Below are 19,797 nucleotides of genomic sequence, written 5' to 3' on the forward strand. Positions count from 1 at the left end.
TCCCTTAATTCAATTGGTTTGTTATGTTTTTTAAGCTTTTTTCTACTTCGTCAAATGAAAGCGACTTATGTGTTTCTATAATTTGATTAATGAGTTTACTATCCTCCTTCATCTCTAAGCTAGCAGTCAAAATCTTTTGTATTGTTTCTAGTTCGTTAGGATGCTCCCGCAATATTTCCAAAATATCTTTACCTAATAAGGTAGCGCCGCCTTTTAATGTGGTAAAATCATCTGTATAAATTTCATCGTAATAATTTAACGCAGCTCGCTCTTCATGTATTCCCAAATAATTCTCCAAGATAAAACCCATGTCATCTGCATCTTTATTACTTTTATGATTGCGATCGTTCCAGGCAACTATTTTTAAAAGAAATATTCCGCTTAGAGAAGCAATTCTTATTTCTAATTCCTGATCCACATTTACTTTTAAAGAAGCATGTTTTGCGGCATCAAAACCTAGTACTGACATAGCGAAGTTTTCGTCCGGTGGCCAGAATATTTTACTGTCTTGCTTCATTATTTCCCCAAAAGGGACGATATCCACCTGAAATTTCTCTTTGTATAAAAAGCGCTGTTTTTGATCTCTATCTTTGGTGAAATTGTCTAGCTTTAAAATTTCTTGTTCCACTTTTAACCACTGTTCCCAATTATTTACAGTGATTGCGAGGTCGAGATCGTAGGTTAAGCGCCCGGATTTTTCATTATGTAATTCCATAAAGATATCACGTGCTGTAGCACCTATTACAAAAAAGGAAATTTCAGCTTCCTTAAAATAATCTGTAAGTTCTTGTAGAATTGGTTTTAACAATGGATGTGTAAATTTTTCACTAGATATGTTGTAGCTCATTTTTGCGTATTTGTTTTGCGATTTCAGTGTTTCTTCCAAAGCCGCTATTCATTAAGTCTGCATATATTAGTAATGCAGGAGCCACTGTTTTATTATCTGTGTCATTTTTCCAGAATTTTTGTAAAATTTCCACTGTTCCATTTTCACTAGGAACTAAGCGTAATTTGTTGGCTATTTGGGCTAACTCCAAATCACTAAAAATAGTAAAGTTTTCAGGTCTCAAGTTTTCTGTAAGAATGGCCCCCCCGGGCTCACCTCCCCAGAGAATTGTGCCATTTCTGGAATTTAAGTTCATAAATTCCCAATTTTTTATTTGATCTGGATCTATAAAGCGCATTTTTTTTCGAATTATTCGTGGTCTGAGCACTGCATTATATTCTATCACCCAACGCTCCAGTAATTCACCTGTATTTTTAAGAATTCTTTTTTCATTTGTTTTTAGGAGATAATTTAGTTCTTCAAGTTCCGTCATGACATGGCTTACAGAGCCTATAGAGACTTCTGCTTGTTCAGCTATCCGTCTATAAGAATCTTGAAGGTGTTCTGGCTTATCTAATAAGTGAAACAGAATTTTTAAACCGGTCTCCTGGAAGGCACGTGATTGATTTGTTTTATCTTTTTTGGTGTTCTTTTGACCTTCCACCAGTATGGCTAAATCTTTATGCCTAATAAAAGCATTGCCTGCAACATCTATGTAATTTATTCCACGTTCTTTGAAAGCTTGGGTTGATTTTTTGGAAATATAATCAGCAATTAAAATTATAGGTCTGTTGCTACTATATTTCATCTCCTCCAATTGGGATAATATAAAACCTTGATTAGATGTTCTAACAGCTGCTTTTATTTCGACAATAAACTGCATATCTCTTATTGTCAATAGAGCGTCGTAATTATCTCTATTGCTATCTACTTGAATAGGAATATCTATAAGTTTTTCCAACTTAGAAGTAGCTTCGTAAATAAAATCGTGGTTACGATACATTTTTTTAGTGTTCATTTATTTTGCCTGTTCAGTGACAATGAACAATCAAATATAATGAACATGTACTACAATTAAACATGATATCTATTAATTTTTTTATGACTACTTCCTTTAACTAGAAAACTCCTACTATACTTTCTTAAATTAATCGAAGTTGCATTGCCGCAAGTATAGCATTGTAAGCGTTGTAGACTTAACAGTTTGGTTTTTCATGGTAATTAATTAATTCCTTTGCAAAGCCCAGAAATTGTGATTACCAATTATGCTAGCAACTCATTTGTTTATTTTTTTCTATTCTATTAATTGATTTACTAAACCAGTCGATTTGTAATTTGAGATGAGGGAGATTTATATATAATTCATCATTATATAAACTGTTTCCATATCGAAGATATGTTCCTTCCGGATCAAATTCATCAAATGCGAGTATTACATTTTCAAACCAGATCGGTATTTCTTCTTGATAATTTTCTTTAATCAAATTTTTAAAATTTAAATAGAGTGTTTTTAACTTATGAGTCTTCTTGTATTCGGAGAGAATCGCCTTTAAATATAACTCAATAGAATGGCGGTAGTTATAAATAGCAGGATAGATTATTTCTTTATTCGTTTCATCATTTATTCCTATGTTCACTAAAATATCTCCGGCTTCCTTATAGGAGTTTGCTAGTGACAAAATATCTTGATCCCCAACCATTCCTCCAATCATCCATACATTTTTTGATAGTATTTCCTCTGAAAATTCTAAAAAAACAGGCATTGCTTCGGTTGCTAATTCAGCAAATGGACTTTCAAATTGACAGCCTCCATTGAGCCCCCATTTTATGTTTTCTAAATCTGGTTCCTCTTCCCAATAAAAAGAAATGTAACCTAGAGTACAAATATCTTCAGTAGTGAATTGACGTTCCTTGCCTTTTTCTGGATTAGCATTAGAACTTAAATATTCAGCAAAGTGATATATCCAATCTTTTACAAGTTTTTTTTCGACTTTTAAAATTTTTGATATTTCTGAAACCTTATATTTAAGTCCATAATTTATCATCGAATCCAGGATATAAGCAGGTTTTGTTAAATATAAAATATTAAATTAAAAGAGATTATGGAAAACCGTAAAGAGAAGAAATTTTAGTTGTTATTCTCCTCTTTATCATCAATAAAGTAGCTAATTTCTACTTTATAATGTGTAGCAATTTGATGGAGGGTTTTAATTGTAGGATTACCTTCCGCTCTTTCAATTCTACCAATTTGATTTGCTGATATACCAACAATGTTTCCCAGGTCTAGTTGGGAAATTTTTTCTTTTTTCCGTAGAGACTTTATTCTATCACCTATTTGAATAAGCAACTTATCTAAATCATCCTGATTCATTTCATAAAAGTTGCTATTCTTTATAAATAACTCCAACACATATATGTGTTGAAATGAAAATTTTATTATATTTACCTGACGTTAACGTAATTGCGAACCTTCTTTGATTAAAACATTAAAGCATTCGCTTTAAATTTCAAGAATAGGTACTGGAAAAAAACCCCGGTTGTATGAATAATTAAAAAACATCTTATAAGAATAGACAAAACATAAAAAAGCCTTCCCTCAAGATTGGCGTCTGATTCAGGAAGGCCTTAGCGAAAAAACAAAACATACGTTTCATTTTTAACCACTGCAAAGTTATGAAAAATAAGCACGCGCGCCTTCCATGGGTGGGGCTTAAAGTTTTTGACATGCTGACATCTTTTCTCTCGGGAACAGCAGCAAAAACCCATATTCCTCTTAATGAAGACTTGATTCTTTCTCCACGAGTTTTCAATACTTCCTGTTATGTTACGTAATTATGAGCTTCTAAAAAAAGGAGATCCTGCAGTATTGGTGAGGATCCATGCAAAGTACAATAGGCTACTTTACTGGCTGGGCAGGAGATTGATCAAAGACGACTTTGTGGTGGAAACCCTGGTGCAGGATACCTTCTTAAAATTATGGGTGCATCGCGACAGGATAGAGAGACCGGAACATATTGTTCACTTCCTGCGATTTGTAATGAAAAGGGAATGCATTTCCTACTATACCCGGCCTAGGAATAAGTTTAACAGGGAAATCAACAGGCTGGAATACTATGAAAACTATCAGGAATATATGCATGGCCATGACCCCACAAAGGAAGATGAGCATCTTCTGGACCATGAAGCAGCACAACAAGCCTTTGACCGGATCAAAAAGGTTTTGCCATTACTGATGGGCAAAAGAAGAAAGTTGATTGAACTATGTTTAAAGTATGGCTTTCAGTACAAAGCCATTGCTGAAGTAATGGGCACCAGCATCACCGACACCAGTAAGGAGGTAAAGAGGGCTATTGAAGATATAAAAGTTATTGTCCACCAGGGAAACAGTCTGGACACCAAACCACAACCTGTGAGGACGGTAAAGGTCCAGGGGGAGATGACTAAAGAACAGGCAAAAGTACTACAGCTACGGTGTGAAAAAAAGTATTCCTTTGCTTCCATAGCTCAGGAGCTTAACCTCTCGCAAAAGGAGGTGCACACTGCTTTTATGGCTGGGTATAAATTATTACAGGAGAAACACGAACAGCAACAATCAGCTTAAAATGGAACAGTCCACCCTTAAACTCACCCGAAAGATCCAGCTACTGGTGGACCTGCCTACCAAAGAAGAGCGGCAGGAAGCCCTGGATACGCTTTACCAGTGGCAGAACCGGTCTTTTAAGGCAGCTAATCTTATTGTCACCCATCTCTATGTACAGGAGATGATTCAGGAATTCTTTTACCTATCAGAAGGGATCAAGTATAAGCTGATGGATGAAAAGAAAGATGAGGAGGGCATCCTGAACCGTTCCCGGATCAATTCCACCTACAGAGTAATCTCTGATCGGTTTAAAGGGGAAATCCCTACCAACATTTTGGGCAACCTGAACCACAATCTGATGAGGACCTTCAACAAAAAAAAGCCGGAATACTGGAGGGGGGAACGCTCCTTAACGAATTCAAGGAGGGATATCGCCTTTCCTTTTGATATGGAAGGCGTGAAGGGATTAGCATATGATGAAGATAAGAAAGCGTTTTGCTTTCGGTTCTTTTCCATTCCATTAAAGACTTATTTGGGTAAGGATTATTCGGATAAACGAAGGCTGCTGGAGCGGGTCATCACAGGAGAAACGAAGCTTTGTGCCTCCCATATTCAACTAAAAGAAGGCAAGACCTTTTTACTGGCGGTATTTGAAATTGAAAAAGAAAAACACCTTCTAAAACCGGAGGTGATTGCGGAAGCCTCCCTTTCTCTGGAATATCCCATTGTAGTGAAAATTGGCAAAGCTAAACTTAATATTGGCACCCGGGAAGAGTTTTTATATAGAAGGCTTGCCATACAGGCCGCCCGGAAAAGGGCACAGGAAGGAGCCAGCTATTGCAAATCGGGCAAAGGGCGCAAAAGAAAAACAAAAGCAGTACAACGATTCCACGAGCTCGAAAAAAATTATGTAAACAGCCGTCTGCACCTGTACAGCAGGAAGTTAATTGACTTTTGTGTGAAATACCAGGCGGGGACGCTCGTCTTACTAAATCAGGAAGATAAGATCGGGATTGCTAAAGAGGAGGAATTTGTACTGAGAAACTGGAGCTATTTTGAGCTGATGACCAAAATAAAATACAAGGCCGAAAAAGCGGGCCTTGAACTTATAACAGGTTAAAGAAATGATCACGAGGGTGTTTGTACACCCGCGAGGTGAGGTTAAAAAACACACTCACTAAATGCGCATAGCATATACAACGGCGTGGGCTCACTTATTTTTTAAAAGCCGAAATTATTGATAAATTAATAAGGATTCAGAGACAACCACCTTCATAAAGGTAGAAAAGAAACATATGTTTTTTTCTTGCGCTAGGAAATCATTAGTTTCAGTTCACCTCTTCCAGAGCTTCTCTGATAAGAGAAATCTTATTGCCAATAATTTTTATAGCAGCAGCAGGTTTTAATTCTCGATCATCAAACCCAAAAAGGTCGTGTTGGCATTTCGTACAATAAGTATAATCCATATCATTAACTTTTCCACACTCGCACTCCCATACTTCCTTCTCTTTCGAGGTAAGAAGTTGCTTTTTAGTAGTTTTTGAACCTCGCATTTTAAACACCTCCTTAATTCTAATAGAAATTTCCTGTAGCTTTTTCTCCTCTTCAATCGAATAGTAAGAGCTGTCAAAGGTACTGATAAGAAGTCCCCGTTTCTGTACTCTTAGCTTGTTAGAACCTAATAGTTGCAGTATTTCGTTATAGCGAAATAATTCCTCAACTTTAATGTAATTGGCCAAAAAGCTACTTAATGAATCATCTGTTTCGTTTTCGAGTAAAGTGCCATAAATCAATGCAATCTGATCGTCAATATCTAAAATTTGCAGAAAATTCTTTGTATTGGAAGAAAAGGCATCAACTTTCTGTTGAGGATATCCTGAAGGATTGGCCAAAAGGACCCGGAGCTTCTTTATGATATTAGGATACATTTCTTTTACCCTATTCTGTAAGATAAATTCCCAGGTTTCAGTGGTATAATCAAGCTGATCTTTTTCGGCTTTGGCAAGTAATACCTTTAGGTATCTCAGACGAGTAATAGCTTCATTGGATACCCTGCCATTGGAATGAACTTCCCTACTTTTCTCGGATTTCATGCCTCCTTCTCCTTCAATTATAACAGCTGTACCTATCGCCGTAATCATAAACATCGATTTACCCTGACCTGAAATTTCATCAATATCTATTTTTAAACCCACTACGCCATTTCCTCCTATTCTTTTTGCTTCCTGTTTAATGCTTTCTATAGCCTCAGAATAAATAGCGGAAAGCTGCTTTTTATAGGTTCCGGATCTTCCACCGAAAATATCAGACATTCCCGCGAAAAAGTCACTGAAGAGATTTGTAGCTGCCACTACATGAGCTGTGACTGGCATCAAATGTTTTTTTATCTTTCCCTCAGAAGGAGTGGCGGTTGTTATTACCAGTACATCTTTTTTGTTGTTCATATGAAGATTGTTACCTGTTCTGTATCATCGTCGATGGATTTAAATGTATTAATTAGTTTCGAATAAGATTACGGATTTCCTCAAAAGATACTCCATTGGGATTTTTCTAAAAAAATAGATTGAGCACTTATCTATTGATGAAATTGTAATCATAACTTTCATCCTAAGGCAAATTTCTAATGCCCCATATCTACCAAAACTTACCTGCGCCGGATCCTGTGCTGTTTTTATAGCGTACGGGAAGTTAAGCGTTAAATAAAAACAGCATAGGGCGCACCCTAAATATGATTTACAGTAATATTTACCTGTTTTCGAGGATTCCCGGAAGATTTACTGTAAAAAGCGGATATGTTGCGAGAAGGGAATTTGTCATGACAAATGCTACTTTTGATCTTCCAGCCACTGGCAATACTCCTCTTTGATTTCGGGATGTGCCGCAAAGAAATCCTGTTGGACTTGATTTTCTAATTCCATGACCATACGATAGACTTCAAAGCTTTCTTCCTGGAGGGCATTGGCGGAATTACCAAAGTAGCCTATGAACCCCAATGCAAGTACTCCCAGTGCTGCGAAAAGGATCAGGAGATAGTCCGGTATTATCCTGGCATTCTTTAGTTTTTGATCAATAGACTTTAAGATTTCATCCCTTTCCCGGCTTTCCAATTCCTGCTTTTTCAGGAATGCATTCAGGTCCTTTTCCAGAGCTTCGGTGCTGATGGGAATGCTTAGCTCAAATAGTTGTTTGGAAAGTACTTGAAGCTGCAGGACAGCAATTTTAAAGTCATGCATTTCATCGGCCATCAATTCCATGATCTCGTCTAGTTTTTTCATCGCTTAAAAGTTTTAATATCCCATGCCTATTCCTGTGTCCAGTGCCCTTTTCAGAATCCCCTTGATAAGTTCTTTGGCTATTTTAGTCGTCAGGTTGGCACTTAACCCTACTGTTTTGTCCAAAATCAGTATACTTTTGGGTGCTTCCTTTAACCTGGTAAAACTCCTGTTCTGTGCGATTTCAGCAATTAGTTTATTGCCACTCATATCCCGGTGCACCTCGCTTGCTTTGAGGTTTGCTCCTTTGTACTCCAACCGAAACCCCTGCAGCTGGTTCGATTTGTTAATAGTAGGAATCACTTTCACCTTGTGATCTTTCATTAACCTGATATAGTCATCCAGCGACTTTGGCCTTGAACCCAGCACCTTGTCATTGATTCTCTTCATCTCCTGCCGGATCCCACTTAACTCCTGTAGTTTTTCCTGTTGTACCTCCCTTACCCTTGTAAGCCCTAATTCCTTTGCCACGTTATCTGCGGCAACCTGGCTGCGCTTTCCAATAAAATTATCTTTATAGGTTTCTCCGGTAAGACTGATCCTGTTGACATAGATATGAATGTGTACGTGCTCTTTATCCCGATGTACAAAACCTATGGCCTGATGGTTTGTCAACTTCATTTCCTGTAAAAATTTTTGAGCAATTTCTCCCAGCTCTTTCCTGCTCATGTTCTTTCCATCAGCTATGGTAGGGCTGACCACAAAGCTCAGGGTGTTGTTCGTGCACCTTTGGTTTTGGGACTGGATGATCTTGAACTCTTCGGCAATATCCTGGGGAGTGTCTCCAGCCAGGTACTCCTTGAGTACTACTTCCGCCTCCTTCTCCTGGTTCCAGCCATAGGCTATAGATGCTTTTGTCCTGGATATCGAATGTCCTTTCCCAATCATTTTTTAAAGTTTTTTAAGTGGTTCCTGATTTCCTCCGCAAGATCCTCCACAGTTTTAGCTAGTTTCGGATCTCGCTTTTTGAACATGCTGCTGATCCTCGCAAAATTGTTCTTGTACTGTACCAGCATCCGGTAATATTCCAACTGCTCCGGGGTGATTCGTTCTACAATAGTTCGTTCAAAAGCAGTGGAACGAAGGTATTCTGAAAGGGAAATCCCTGCCCTGGCCGCCCTTCTTTTGAGTAGCTTTTTCTCGTAGATTGAGCAGCGGATCTGGATGTACTCCCTTTTCATTTTTTCCTTTTTAGCCTTTGCAACCTCCGGGCGCAAAGCAAGAATGTCATGACAATGACACATCTTGCTTTGCTTTCCAACTCAAAATAAATCCATCATGTGGTTACTTTTTATTTATATGTTCGTTGAACGATGATATTCCTTCGAATAGCATTCAATTTCTCATTCAGGTCTTTATGTGGTTTATAAGAACCACTGTGGTCAATAGCATATTCATAAAGTCCTAAAACCTCTTTAGTAGCTCTTTCACCTGCAGGATCATTATCCAGGAACAGAACTATTTCCTGGTACTTCTCTAGAATCGTTTTGATCTTTTGAAGGAAGGCAAGGGAGTTAAGCACAATGACATCTGAGGCTCTTACCAGGTCCTCTTCCAGAACTGCCAGGGTAAGAAAATCAAAGATGCCTTCTGTAACCAACAGTCGATCTGAAGAATGCTCCATAAAGCTGTAAGATTTCGGGGAAGAGGAATATTTGCAGTATTTATTCCGAAGCTCCCATCCTCCAAGATTGTTTTCCAATCCTATGGCAAAAAACTCCCGGTCTTTCAACCTGTACCAAACTTCTTTACAATACTTTCTGGCAATTTCAACAGGTATGTTCCTGGAGTGTAAATAGCCTTTTAACGCCAAATGTTTCAAGTTCTCCACCTTTATAATTTCAATTGCCTTTTTAGAACCTAACTTTTGAATCGGCGCATTAAAAATTGAAATAATTGTATCCGCCTGTAGAACTTCCAATGCCTCCTTTAGAGAACAGGATTTCAATTCCATGATCAGGTCTATGATAGAACCTCCTTTTCCAATTCCGAAGTCGTACCATAAGTTCTTAATCAAAGAAACGTTGAAAGAGGCTTGGGTTTCTGACCGAAGGGGACTCAGAAACCAAGCTTCTTTTTCCGTTGTTCTGCTGGGAAAGTGCCCTAATTTTGCAAGCGTTTTTACGATGCAAACATTACGGGCTCTTTCACAGCTCTTGGATATACAATCTTCTCTTCTCATTTCTCTTTTCCTTAGTAAATTTTATTATTTATTGCTATTCTCAACTTCATCATTATTCTCTGATGAAAAACCGATGAAGAAAATGATGCGGTTGAAAACCTAGAGTATCACTCGTCTTATTTATATTTTCTCATCATTCATCAAAAAAAAAGAAATAACCTAAAGCTGTTTTGTAGTATGATCCTTCCGGGATGACCGGGAATGATGATTTTGTGGTGGAAAAACCTTTAAAACCCTACCTTCCCAAGACGTATCAATTATGCATCATTTCCCGAATCTTCTGGTTTTCCCCGAAGCGCTGCAGTAAAAAGTCTTTTTTAATGGTATAATATCGTCCCTTTGCAGGGATCATTCCCAGTCCACCTTCCAGCCAAATGGTCATTTTCTGATAGCTCAGGGAGTTGTCCTGGTTGCTTAGTTTCCAGTCCCTTTTCAAGATCTGCCGCAGCTGGGTGAGGTCGGTTCTAATCCGGGTCCGATTTAATACATGCAAAGCATCCATGGGACAAATATCTACTTCGTCCACTTCATAAGTTTCCATAAGACTTAAAATCACACTCGCCAATTCCTTTTCCACACGGTTTTGGTTATTTTGCATCAGATTTGCCAAAGCATCGGTGCGTACCTCTTCCGGGGTAAACCACATCCTTGTACTATGTTTAGAAGATAGCTGACGCTTTTCCAGGTAGTAAAGAAATGCCGGAATCTCTTCTCTCAGATCCTCTAAAAAATGTGTTTCTTCTTTTTCCAGGGAAGGGATTTTTAAGACCCAAAATCGTGTTTCCTCACTATCGATTTTAATAAAGCTATCTTCATTGTTGCTACAGAGAATAAATTTGCTGAAGAATTCCACCTCGCGCTTGTCTTTGCCTTTAGCCTCCAATTTATTGAAATCGGTAGTACTTAAATATTTGATCCGTTCGGTAAGCTCTTCCTTATTGAACAGCACTTCATCAATACATATAAGAAGTTTGTTGGCCCAATCCGCATTAAACTGGCTACTGAAATTATCATTGGTGAGGTAAGTAAGGTTATTATCAAAAATAGCTTTAAGCCATTTGAGGAAGGTTGTCTTACCCGTAACCCTTTCCCTGGAGACTAAGCAGAGTATGGGTAACATCTGGAGCGGTCTTGAATATAATAACTGTAAATAATCAAGCCCCAGCTCAACCTGGCTACCGAAGATATGATTCAGGAAACGTAGGGAAATTTCGATCTTTCCTTCCTGCGGGGTATGAGGCAAAGGAGAATAGGTATTGTAAAACCCATGATGTACCTGCCTGAAATCCTTATGACTGGGAATACAGGTAAAGCCGTCAAATTTGTTAATTCTTCCAATAAAACTTTTGCCATGGTCCTGCCGCAGTGTCTCGATATTCCAGGGAACCAAAGCTTCATTAAAATTCCCGGCAATACTGGGCATTGCTACTATTTTATAATAGCTGGTACCCACACGGATATAAGGTGACTTTTTCATCTTAAGATTCTTTAGGATTAGTGTAAGTGAAAAACTTACTTCCGGTTATTGAATAAACTTTGGTTGAATTGATGCTCAAGGAATTCATCAGAAAGGTTGGGCTCCCCTAACAACCAGGCGTCAATCTTATCCTTGTCAAAAAACTTCTGACGAATATTCGGATTATTGCCGGTAGGGATAAGCTTCAAATGGGTGAGCTTATAAATCTTGCTTTTGGAGAGTCCGGTATATTGTGCCAGATCTTCCACATTCATTACTTTCTTGGTGTGGGAAAGAAGTACTTTAATATCTTCTAATAAACCCACCACTTGTTCTTGCTCATTCATAACTATAGTATAAAAATTAGAAATGAGTAAAAGGCCTTTTACATTTTGCGCAAGACAAACTTAGGAAAGCAAATACCTATAAATCAATAGGATAATTGAAATAAAAAGAAGATTACGCTATAATTATTCTATTCCGAGCATCTGCCGGACCAGCTTTCGCTGATTGCGGGAATTAATCTTTTCCTGATCGCTTTTCCAGGCGGAAAAACTGGTTTTTAAGGTGTTTTCTTTTAGCGGTTCATTGTTCATTAAGAAAGAATCCATGAGTAAATTGAAAAAGTTGCGTTTCCGCTCCCCGGTAAGATCCTGGACACCTCCTACTACCAGTTCATCGAACAGGACGAAAAGAACACGATGGTTTGCGGAGTCACCACTTTTGTTGCCTATCGTGAAATTGATCTTTTTCCTTACCCGCAATCCTTTTATCAACCTGATGAGTTGCTCTTTTGATTCTTTGTCCAGGTTGAGGAGTTCATACCTTACTTGTAAGTTCTTAAGTGGTATTAACCGAAAATCGTGACGCTCGGTTTCTAAATGCTTTTCCGATTCATAGAATACTGCCACCCAAACCAGAACCAAAATCATTACAATTAATAAAAACAGGAAAACGGGAAAGTTTTCAGTGATAGACCCTGGGCCGAAAATGAAGCTAAAGCTTACAAGAAATACAGTAAAAATGGAAAGGATAAAGAGAATAAGGTTGGTAGAACTATTCTGCACCTTCTCCTCTAAAAAATAATTTATTCCCGACCTCCATCTGGCCAATACTTTTCCGGCATTTAGAATAAATTTTTCCATTTCAGAGTCTGTTTCAGCCTTTTAAATATAACTAAAAGAAAAGTATTGGAAAAGTGAAGAAAATTATGCCTAAATCGTTCTTGATAAAACGTAGGGATATTCACTTTTTCACAACACCTACTTCTAATTCGGAAAGTAGATAATAACCTGAATGACGGTGAAAATCAAAAATATTAGCAATACCTTGTCAATATTTTAGAAAAAATGCTCCCTTCATCTGGCCAAGTGACACAAAACGATATTTAAAACTGAAAATTCTTATCATAATTTTTCAGATGAAACATTTTAACGAAAGAAATGGTTTTGTTCTTGAATTTAAAAACTGTAATATTTCCATCTTTTGTACTATCAACGATAATGGTACTAAATCAAATCAGACACTGAGTACGGGTTCTAGTAATCTTTTAAAATTGGTTTATACTACTATTAGAACATTAATTATAAAATAGAATTTTAAATTTGCAGATAATTAAGTGAAGAAAATAAAAATGGAACAGCTGTGGAATGATCATGCAATTAAGACTAAGGATGATATAGAAATCACTAATGAAGAAAACGTATCAATTGAGGTTCCTTTTGATCCTAACTTAATCAAAATAAGGAACCATCCTTTTACACTTGGTGCATTGATCGATCGCATTGAGCATAATGAATTGAATTTTCAAACGGCTTTTCAAAGAAAAGAAGGGCTTTGGACAATTACTCAAATGAGCCGGCTTATGGAATCTATTTTTCTTAAGCTTCCTCTACCTGCTTTTTATTTTGATGAAAAAAATGAAAATTATTGGGAAGTAATTGATGGTCTGCAGCGTTGTTCAGTAATAAAGGAATTCGTTATTAAAAAATCTATAACGCTAACAAACCTCGAATTCTTACACCAATTCGAAGGACTAGCCTACGATGAGCTGCCAAGAGATATACATCGTAGAATAAAAACTACTCCTCTTACTATATATGTTATTGAACGAGGTACTCCAAAGGAGGTTAAATTCAATATTTTCAAAAGGATAAACACTCAAGGTTTGATTTTAACTCCACAGGAAATTAGGCATGCCTTAAATCAGGGAAAACCTGCCGATACAGTGGCAAGTCTAGCGAATCTTTCGGAATTTAAAAAAGCTACTTGTAATAAGATTAAAGCCATGAGAATGGAAGATAGAGATTTTACTACAAGATTCGTTTCATTTTATCTGATCCCGAGCGAAAAATATCAACCCGACCTAGATAGCTTCATGACCAAAGGAATGGCCGAAATTGATAAATTGGATAGTGAGGGAATAAAAAATTTAAAAAACTCTTTTAAAAAATCGATGAATTTAGCTTGGGAGATATTTAAAGAGGATGCCTTTAGAAAACGCTTTCATGAAAACGATCGTCGTAAACCTTTAAATAAAGCTATATTTGAGGCTATCAGTGTTTCTTTTGCAAAATTATCGATAGAACAAAGGGAAAAACTAAGGAGTAAAGCTGGAATTTTTAGGACAAAATTCATTGAATTGAATAATTCTGATCGATTTTATAAAGCAATATCTTCTGGCACGGGACAAAAAGAAAATGTCAATATAAGATTTAAAGAAATTCAAAGAATAATTAATGAAACTCTAGAATGATAGAACAAATCCGTATAGAAAACTTTAAATCCCATTCAAAAACTGTTTTGGATTTATCTAATTTAAATGTCTTTACAGGAATTAACGGAGTAGGTAAGTCATCTGTTTTTCAATCTTTATTGTTATTAAGACAGTCTTTCGAGAAAAATGTACTAGATCAAGGCCTAGAGTTGAATAAACCACACTGTGAAATTGGTAGCATTTCAGATGCAATGTATCAGTATGCCAAAGAGGAATTTATTTCCTTTTCTCTAGTGAGCGGCAAAAGCAACTACACCTGGTCTTTTAAACCTGAGACTAATGACCTGAGTAAAACATTCATACCCATTGCAAATAAACCTGATGGTAATTATCAGGATTTGCACCTTTTCAGCAATAATTTTCAGTACTTAAGTGCTGCTCGGTTAGCACCTAAAAGTTCTTATCCTAACGACACACTACTAGTGGAAACTAAACGGCAAATGTCAATTGCAAAAGGACAAGGAGAATTAACTCCTCATTTCCTTAGTTACTGGGGGAAAAGATTAGAGGTAAAATTCGACGATTTAATTCATCCTTCTGAAAATCTAAAGGATCTTTTAAATCAGACAACGGCTTGGGAAAGAGAAATAAGTCCCAATGTCAACATAAGCCCGATTAGTAATGAAAGATCGTATTCACTGAAGTACAGTTTCAATAAGCCTAATGATATTTCCTCAACTGACGAATTCTTAGCAGAAAATGTTGGATTCGGATTAAGCTATGCACTACCGATAATTGTTTCTCTACTGGCCGGTGAAAAAAACAGTCTAATTATCATAGAAAATCCAGAAGCCCATCTCCACCCAAGGAGTCAATCAAAGTTAGCACAACTCATTTCCATAGCAGCACAAAACGGCCTTCAAATACTTTTAGAAACTCATAGCGATCATATAATCAATGGTATTCTAGTTGCTTCCAAAAGATTTGAGCGAGAAGGAAAAGGCATAAATAAGGAAAAGATAAAATTTCACCATTTTACTAGAAATGAAGAGGAACATTCTACCCATTCTGATATGATAGAAATTAGGGAAAACGGTAAACTTGGCAAACAACCAAAAGATTTTTTTGACCAAGCCGATGAGGATCTCAGCTACTTGTTAGGATTTTAAGCATGCATTTTAATATTTTCTTGTTTTTTCCCACTGCTGAAATTCCAGACGATTATTTAGATGGTTATTTTCTATATGACTATAATTCATTTATTCTTTTAATTAAAGAAGTTTTACACGTTAAGCAACAATTAAAAGGTAGATCCTTTACATTCTTCTATGATTCAGAAAACGTGAAAGAGTTCTTGGGTCTTGTTAATGCATTTGTAGAAGAACAAGAACAAAAAGATGATATACAAAAAATACTACGAAAAATTGTCAGCTCCTACAGCTTAGATGTTTCAACTAGAAAAATAAAAAATCCGGAATACATCTTTTATCTCTGGAATTCCAACAATATTAATGGTATAGCTCCTCCAATTTTAATAAAAGCCTTAGATATTCTGCAACAAAAAGACGAGAACACCATAGTTTTTACTCTTGCGAACCATCTATCAGAACAAAATCATGAACTTAACATTATAAAAGACTCTTTACAAGATCCCGTTTACCCTGTTTTACACAAACTCCCGTACGCCTTTAGTGACTGTGATTTTATTACTTGGCTAAGAAAGTTTGACAATGACCAATTCACACTACACGATCAAACTAAATTTAAACCTACTCCATATCGGTGGAGAAAGCAAAGAATATACCAGTGCAAAATAACTGGCCAATTCTGGTATTTTGATTATTATCATAAAGACAATAAGGCGCATTATGAAGTATTTAGCTCTGACGGAAAAATTCATTTGGGGGAAGCTAACCTTTTCGGTCAACTTAACCCAGAAAATGCGAACGAGAGCAAAAGCATCAAGGATTGTATAAAATAATCTTCAACCTTATTGCTTCTCGTTAATAAGAGAAGTTTTATTGAAGTCTGTTTTCAGCAAATTAACGTCATAGGACTCAGTTATATCTACTGTTAATTATTCTTACTCAAGTCTAACGAGGTTAACTCCTAAAAAGTTGAGGTTAAAACAAGTCACTTTTGTTGTACCTATGTTGTACCCGTCTAAAAACAACAAGGCCTCCGATTTCTCGGAGGCCTTGTCTTTACTAGCGTGGTCCCACCTGGACTCGAACCAGGGACCACCTGATTATGAGTCAGGTGCTCTAACCAGCTGAGCTATAGGACCGGCTCATGTGGTGTTATGAGGGCGCAAATTTAGATAAATCTATTTTACGCAGCAAACAATTTCTTTTTATTTTTATTTATCACCAGACAGTTTATTCAGTTTATTTTCGATAGGTTTATGTTTCCTGTTTATAATCAGAAGTTTTGATAAGCTGCAAAAGCCTGGTTGATGCCTCTTATCTTCAAGCTTCAAAAATTTCAGGTGCTACTAAATATCGAACATTCGATGAATAAGATTCTGAAACAGGTTCAGAATGAATTTTCTATGGATTTTTCAGCCATTTCTTATGCCGGAATCTCCTGGCACAATTCTACTAAAACCCCATTAGAGGATTTGGGGTGCAGGAAAGCCACCAGTTTATTGTCGGCTCCTTTTTTAGGTTCTTCATTCAGCACTACAAAACCTTCTCCTTTTAACCTGTTGATCTCTACTTGAATATCATCTACAGCAAAGGCGATATGATGGATGCCTTCGCCTTTTTTTGCAATGAATTTTGCAATGGGACTTTCTTCCCTGGTAGCCGCCAGTAATTCAATTTTGCTTTCCCCGGTCCTGAAAAAGGCAGTTTCCACCCCTTCACTTTCCACAGCTTCCGTTTTATAACAGGAAGTGTTCAGCAAAGCTTCATAAGTTTTATTTGCCGTTTCAAGGTCTTTAACGGCTATTCCTATGTGTTCTATTTTTTTCATTTATTGGTTTTCGGTTATCTGTTTTCTTTTGAAATTTAGAATTTGATTTTCAGATTTTGGCTATTTTTATAAGGCTAATCTCATTACAAACTGCCAAAACCTATCCTAAGACGAATTTAAACATATTCAAATTTAATTGTACTATTTTTGTACCATGGAAGAAACGAACAGACAGAAAAAAATTGGAGGAGTCTTACAGGAGGATCTGGCAGAGATCCTTCAGGCTCATTTGAGAGATGCAGGAGTGACGGGAATATTAATTTCGGTTTCCAAGGTAAAGGTCACCAGTGATCTTGGCCAGGCAAAAGCTTATTTAAGTATTTTTCCTTCGAAAAATGCAGCCGATATTTTAAAGGAACTGAATATTTTAAAGCCGCAGATACGGCACGAGCTCGCACGACGCACCCGAAATCAATTACGCAGGATGCCCGAGCTTCTTTTCTATATAGATGATTCCCTGGAATACATTGAAAAGATCGACAAATCTCTTAAAGGCGAAGAAAACCCCATCGAAGACCGGGACCTTCTTTCCCGCAGGAAAAAATCCTAAGGCTTGAATTTCCCCTTTTACATCGCCAGGCGATATTTATTTTCCAAAAGCAGCAGCAATGCGATAAATATCATTACCATTATTGCTGCCATTGGCGTGTTTGCGGGGTCTTTTTCTTTATTTATTGTGCTTTCGGGCTTTGCCGGCCTTAAAGAATTCAGCCTTTCCTATTCCAATAAATTTGATCCCGATCTTAAAGTTCTTCCGGAAACGGGAAAGAATTTCAGTTTTACTGCTGAAGAAAGAGCGGCTTTTTCAGAAATTGAAGGAATTGCGGAATTTTCAGAAGTAGTAGAAGAACGAGTATTTCTTGATTTCAAAAACAAGAATAAAACAGCTTTTATTAAAGGGGTCGATGAGAATTACCGAAATGTAAATCAGCTGGACAGCGCTATTGTGTATGGTACCTGGTTTGCCGATTCCGAACAACAGGTGGTCATTGGAAATACCATTTCCCGCGATCTTTCGGTAGGGGCTTTTGATTATAACAACCTCCTGGAAATCCTGGTTCCCAAACCGGGAACGGGTCAGGTGCTGAACCCTACCGATGCTTTTAATTCTGAATATACCGTGGTATCGGGGATCTTTAACGTGAATGAAGAACTGGATGATAAATTCGTGTTTTCTTCCATAGGATTTGCCAGAAATCTGCTTTCCCTAGACGAGGACCAGATCACCGGAATTGAGATCAAACTCTTACCAACTGCCAATTCAGATAAGGTAAAACAGGCTATTACTGCTGTTCTAGATGACGGGGTCCAAATCAAAAACAGGGCACAACTGAATGATGCGCTGTACAAAATGCTGAACACCGAAAACCTTGCGGTGTACCTCATCTTTACGCTGGTGCTTATTATAGCGCTTTTTAACGTGGTAGGTTCCATTATTATGGTGATTCTGGATAAACGGGAAAACATCAAAACGCTTTACAGCCTTGGCGCCTCACCTAATCAGATCAAAAACATTTTTTTTGGACAGGGAGTTTTTATGACCCTGCTGGGCGGAGCGATAGGATTGATCTGCTCCATCCTGCTCGTTTTCCTGCAGCTGAAATTTGATCTTGTAATGATCACCCCAAGCCTTGCATATCCCGTGGCGATCACCTGGGAAAATATCATCGTGGTAATGCTTACGATCTCGACCCTGGGAATTATCGCTTCCTATATTGCGGCAAGCCGAAGTAAAAAAGCACTGGCTTAAACAAATTCGTATCCCGCAAATTCTTTTTCTACCTCATCAAAGGCTGCAAAAACATCGGCAGCATCGTCGCTGGTAACCATTTTTTGTCTGTAATCTTTGAAGTGCGGTATGCCTTTAAAGTAATTGGTATAATGCCTTCGGGTTTCAAAAACCCCCAGCTTTTCCCCTTTCCAGTCTATGGCCATTTGTAAATGCCTGCGGGCGGCATCCAGGCGTTCTTCCATCGTTGGTTGAGCAAGATGTTCACCCGTTTCGAAATAATGCTTCACTTCCCTGAAAAACCACGGATAACCGATACTGGCACGGCCAATCATTGCCCCGTCCAATCCGAATTTATCACGCATTTCCATCGCTTTTTCGGGAGTATCTACGTCTCCGTTTCCGAACACCGGAATATGCATCCGCGGATTGTTCTTTACTTCGGCAATTGGAGCCCAGTTAGCCTCTCCCTTATACATTTGTACGCGGGTACGCCCGTGAATGGAAATGGCGCTGGCGCCAACATCCTGAAGCCTTTCGGCTACCTCGACTATTTTGATGGAATCTGAATCCCAGCCCAGCCGGGTCTTCACAGTAATAGGTAAGTTGGTGTGTTTTACCATGGCTTCGGTCAACGAAACCATCAACGGAATATCCTTTAGAATTCCCGCTCCGGCGCCTTTGGAAACTACTTTTTTCACCGGACAACCGAAATTGATATCAATAATATCGGGCCCCGATTTCTCCACGATCTCCACCGATTGCAGCATAGATTCCAGGTTTGCACCAAAAATCTGAATCCCTACAGGTCGCTCTTTCTCGTAAATATCGAGTTTCATCACACTTTTGGCAGCATCGCGAATAAGGCCTTCCGAAGAGATAAATTCGGTATAAACCACATCTGCTCCCTGCTCTTTACACAAAGCGCGAAACGGCGGATCGCTCACATCTTCCATGGGTGCCAACAGCAACGGGAAGTCTCCTACATCTATGTTTCCTATTTTTGCCAAAACGTTTGTTTTTTAAAGGGTTGCAAAAATACAAAAAAATTCTCACCCCT

The 19,797-nt window shown here is 37.8% G+C and carries 22 protein-coding genes and 1 tRNA gene; 8 read left to right on the forward strand and 15 right to left on the reverse strand.

What is annotated here, in order from left to right:
* Positions 1–4 precede the first annotated feature (4 nt).
* The 4 genes from IE056_RS09945 to IE056_RS09960 all read right to left on the reverse strand — a co-directional run bounded on the left by IE056_RS09945 (position 5) and on the right by IE056_RS09960 (position 3,197).
* A complete protein-coding gene (locus IE056_RS09945) occupies positions 5–847 on the reverse strand; it encodes a nucleotidyl transferase AbiEii/AbiGii toxin family protein (RefSeq protein WP_189604566.1) in 843 nt (280 codons plus the stop codon).
* Complete coding sequence (locus tag IE056_RS09950; protein ID WP_229793727.1) at positions 828–1,844, reverse strand: type IV toxin-antitoxin system AbiEi family antitoxin; 1,017 nt, start codon at positions 1,842–1,844, stop codon at positions 828–830. Before IE056_RS09950 ends, IE056_RS09945 begins: the two co-directional genes overlap by 20 nt.
* A 250-nt stretch (positions 1,845–2,094) precedes the next feature.
* Entirely contained in the window at positions 2,095–2,871 is a 777-nt protein-coding gene (locus IE056_RS09955; RefSeq protein WP_189604567.1) for a hypothetical protein, read from the reverse strand.
* Between the two features lie 83 nt (positions 2,872–2,954).
* Positions 2,955–3,197 (reverse strand): helix-turn-helix domain-containing protein, encoded by a 243-nt coding sequence (locus tag IE056_RS09960; protein WP_189604568.1) that lies wholly within the window; start codon positions 3,195–3,197, stop codon positions 2,955–2,957.
* Positions 3,198–3,499: 302 nt separating this feature from the next.
* Here IE056_RS09960 and IE056_RS09965 point away from each other — a divergent pair, with 302 nt between their 5' ends.
* Genes IE056_RS09965 through IE056_RS09975 form a run of 3 tightly spaced genes read left to right on the forward strand, consistent with a single transcriptional unit; the run spans position 3,500 to position 5,526 of the window.
* Positions 3,500–3,658 carry a hypothetical protein gene (locus tag IE056_RS09965; protein WP_189604569.1) on the forward strand — a complete coding sequence of 53 codons (159 nt, stop codon included), beginning with the start codon at positions 3,500–3,502 and terminating at the stop codon, positions 3,656–3,658.
* On the forward strand, positions 3,648–4,427 hold the full coding sequence (locus tag IE056_RS09970; RefSeq protein ID WP_189604570.1) for an RNA polymerase sigma factor: 780 nt from the start codon (positions 3,648–3,650) through the stop codon (positions 4,425–4,427). The genes IE056_RS09965 and IE056_RS09970 overlap by 11 nt, the downstream gene beginning before the upstream one ends.
* A 1-nt stretch (position 4,428) precedes the next feature.
* Positions 4,429–5,526, forward strand: a complete 1,098-nt coding sequence (locus tag IE056_RS09975; RefSeq protein WP_189604571.1) for a transposase — start codon at positions 4,429–4,431, stop codon at positions 5,524–5,526.
* A gap of 208 nt (positions 5,527–5,734) precedes the next feature.
* On the opposite strand, the gene IE056_RS09980 is transcribed toward IE056_RS09975, so the two are convergent.
* From IE056_RS09980 to IE056_RS10015, 8 genes are all read right to left on the reverse strand, one after another.
* On the reverse strand, positions 5,735–6,850 hold the full coding sequence (locus IE056_RS09980; protein ID WP_189604572.1) for a YbjQ family protein: 1,116 nt from the start codon (positions 6,848–6,850) through the stop codon (positions 5,735–5,737).
* Positions 6,851–7,231: 381 nt separating this feature from the next.
* Positions 7,232–7,681, reverse strand: a complete 450-nt coding sequence (locus IE056_RS09985) for a DUF6730 family protein (RefSeq protein ID WP_189604573.1) — start codon at positions 7,679–7,681, stop codon at positions 7,232–7,234.
* A 12-nt stretch (positions 7,682–7,693) separates the two neighbouring features.
* The gene (locus tag IE056_RS09990) at positions 7,694–8,566 is read right to left on the reverse strand and encodes a relaxase/mobilization nuclease domain-containing protein (RefSeq protein WP_189604574.1); all 873 of its coding nucleotides are present in this window, start codon (positions 8,564–8,566) and stop codon (positions 7,694–7,696) included.
* Positions 8,563–8,859 carry a mobilization protein MbpA gene (mbpA, locus tag IE056_RS09995; RefSeq protein ID WP_189604575.1) on the reverse strand — a complete coding sequence of 99 codons (297 nt, stop codon included), beginning with the start codon at positions 8,857–8,859 and terminating at the stop codon, positions 8,563–8,565. The genes IE056_RS09990 and mbpA overlap by 4 nt, the downstream gene beginning before the upstream one ends.
* A gap of 110 nt (positions 8,860–8,969) precedes the next feature.
* Entirely contained in the window at positions 8,970–9,860 is an 891-nt protein-coding gene (locus IE056_RS10000; RefSeq protein WP_189604576.1) for a DUF8464 domain-containing protein, read from the reverse strand.
* A gap of 253 nt (positions 9,861–10,113) precedes the next feature.
* Positions 10,114–11,337 (reverse strand): primase-helicase family protein, encoded by a 1,224-nt coding sequence (locus IE056_RS10005; RefSeq protein ID WP_189604577.1) that lies wholly within the window; start codon positions 11,335–11,337, stop codon positions 10,114–10,116.
* Between the two features lie 35 nt (positions 11,338–11,372).
* Complete coding sequence (locus IE056_RS10010; RefSeq protein ID WP_189604578.1) at positions 11,373–11,663, reverse strand: helix-turn-helix transcriptional regulator; 291 nt, start codon at positions 11,661–11,663, stop codon at positions 11,373–11,375.
* A 123-nt stretch (positions 11,664–11,786) separates the two neighbouring features.
* Complete coding sequence (locus tag IE056_RS10015; RefSeq protein ID WP_189604579.1) at positions 11,787–12,461, reverse strand: hypothetical protein; 675 nt, start codon at positions 12,459–12,461, stop codon at positions 11,787–11,789.
* A gap of 473 nt (positions 12,462–12,934) precedes the next feature.
* Here IE056_RS10015 and IE056_RS10020 point away from each other — a divergent pair, with 473 nt between their 5' ends.
* The 3 genes from IE056_RS10020 to IE056_RS10030 are packed head-to-tail and all read left to right on the forward strand — an operon-like array spanning position 12,935 to position 16,013.
* On the forward strand, positions 12,935–14,071 hold the full coding sequence (locus IE056_RS10020) for a DUF262 domain-containing protein (protein ID WP_189604580.1): 1,137 nt from the start codon (positions 12,935–12,937) through the stop codon (positions 14,069–14,071).
* The gene (locus IE056_RS10025; RefSeq protein WP_189604581.1) at positions 14,068–15,201 is read left to right on the forward strand and encodes an AAA family ATPase; all 1,134 of its coding nucleotides are present in this window, start codon (positions 14,068–14,070) and stop codon (positions 15,199–15,201) included. Before IE056_RS10020 ends, IE056_RS10025 begins: the two co-directional genes overlap by 4 nt.
* 2 nt (positions 15,202–15,203) lie before the next feature.
* Positions 15,204–16,013, forward strand: a complete 810-nt coding sequence (locus tag IE056_RS10030) for a hypothetical protein (RefSeq protein WP_189604582.1) — start codon at positions 15,204–15,206, stop codon at positions 16,011–16,013.
* 232 nt (positions 16,014–16,245) lie between these two features.
* Here IE056_RS10030 and IE056_RS10035 read toward each other — a convergent pair.
* Both IE056_RS10035 and mce read right to left on the reverse strand, forming a co-directional pair.
* Positions 16,246–16,319: transfer RNA gene (locus tag IE056_RS10035), tRNA-Ile, on the reverse strand.
* A gap of 284 nt (positions 16,320–16,603) precedes the next feature.
* Positions 16,604–17,008 (reverse strand): methylmalonyl-CoA epimerase, encoded by a 405-nt coding sequence (mce, locus tag IE056_RS10040; protein ID WP_189604583.1) that lies wholly within the window; start codon positions 17,006–17,008, stop codon positions 16,604–16,606.
* Between the two features lie 154 nt (positions 17,009–17,162).
* Between mce and rbfA the strand changes: the two genes are divergently transcribed.
* Together rbfA and IE056_RS10050 are read left to right on the forward strand one after the other, a co-directional pair.
* Positions 17,163–17,558: a 30S ribosome-binding factor RbfA gene (rbfA, locus tag IE056_RS10045; protein ID WP_189604584.1), complete on the forward strand. Its 396-nt coding sequence runs from the start codon at positions 17,163–17,165 to the stop codon at positions 17,556–17,558.
* A gap of 3 nt (positions 17,559–17,561) precedes the next feature.
* Entirely contained in the window at positions 17,562–18,758 is a 1,197-nt protein-coding gene (locus tag IE056_RS10050; protein WP_189604585.1) for an ABC transporter permease, read from the forward strand.
* Here the strand turns inward: IE056_RS10050 and dusB are convergent.
* Positions 18,755–19,747: a tRNA dihydrouridine synthase DusB gene (gene dusB, locus IE056_RS10055; protein WP_189604586.1), complete on the reverse strand. Its 993-nt coding sequence runs from the start codon at positions 19,745–19,747 to the stop codon at positions 18,755–18,757. The genes IE056_RS10050 and dusB overlap by 4 nt on opposite strands.
* Positions 19,748–19,797: the final 50 nt, after the last annotated feature.

The organism is Salinimicrobium marinum (genome assembly GCF_014651535.1).
GTDB classification, from domain to species: Bacteria; Bacteroidota; Bacteroidia; order Flavobacteriales; family Flavobacteriaceae; genus Salinimicrobium; species Salinimicrobium marinum.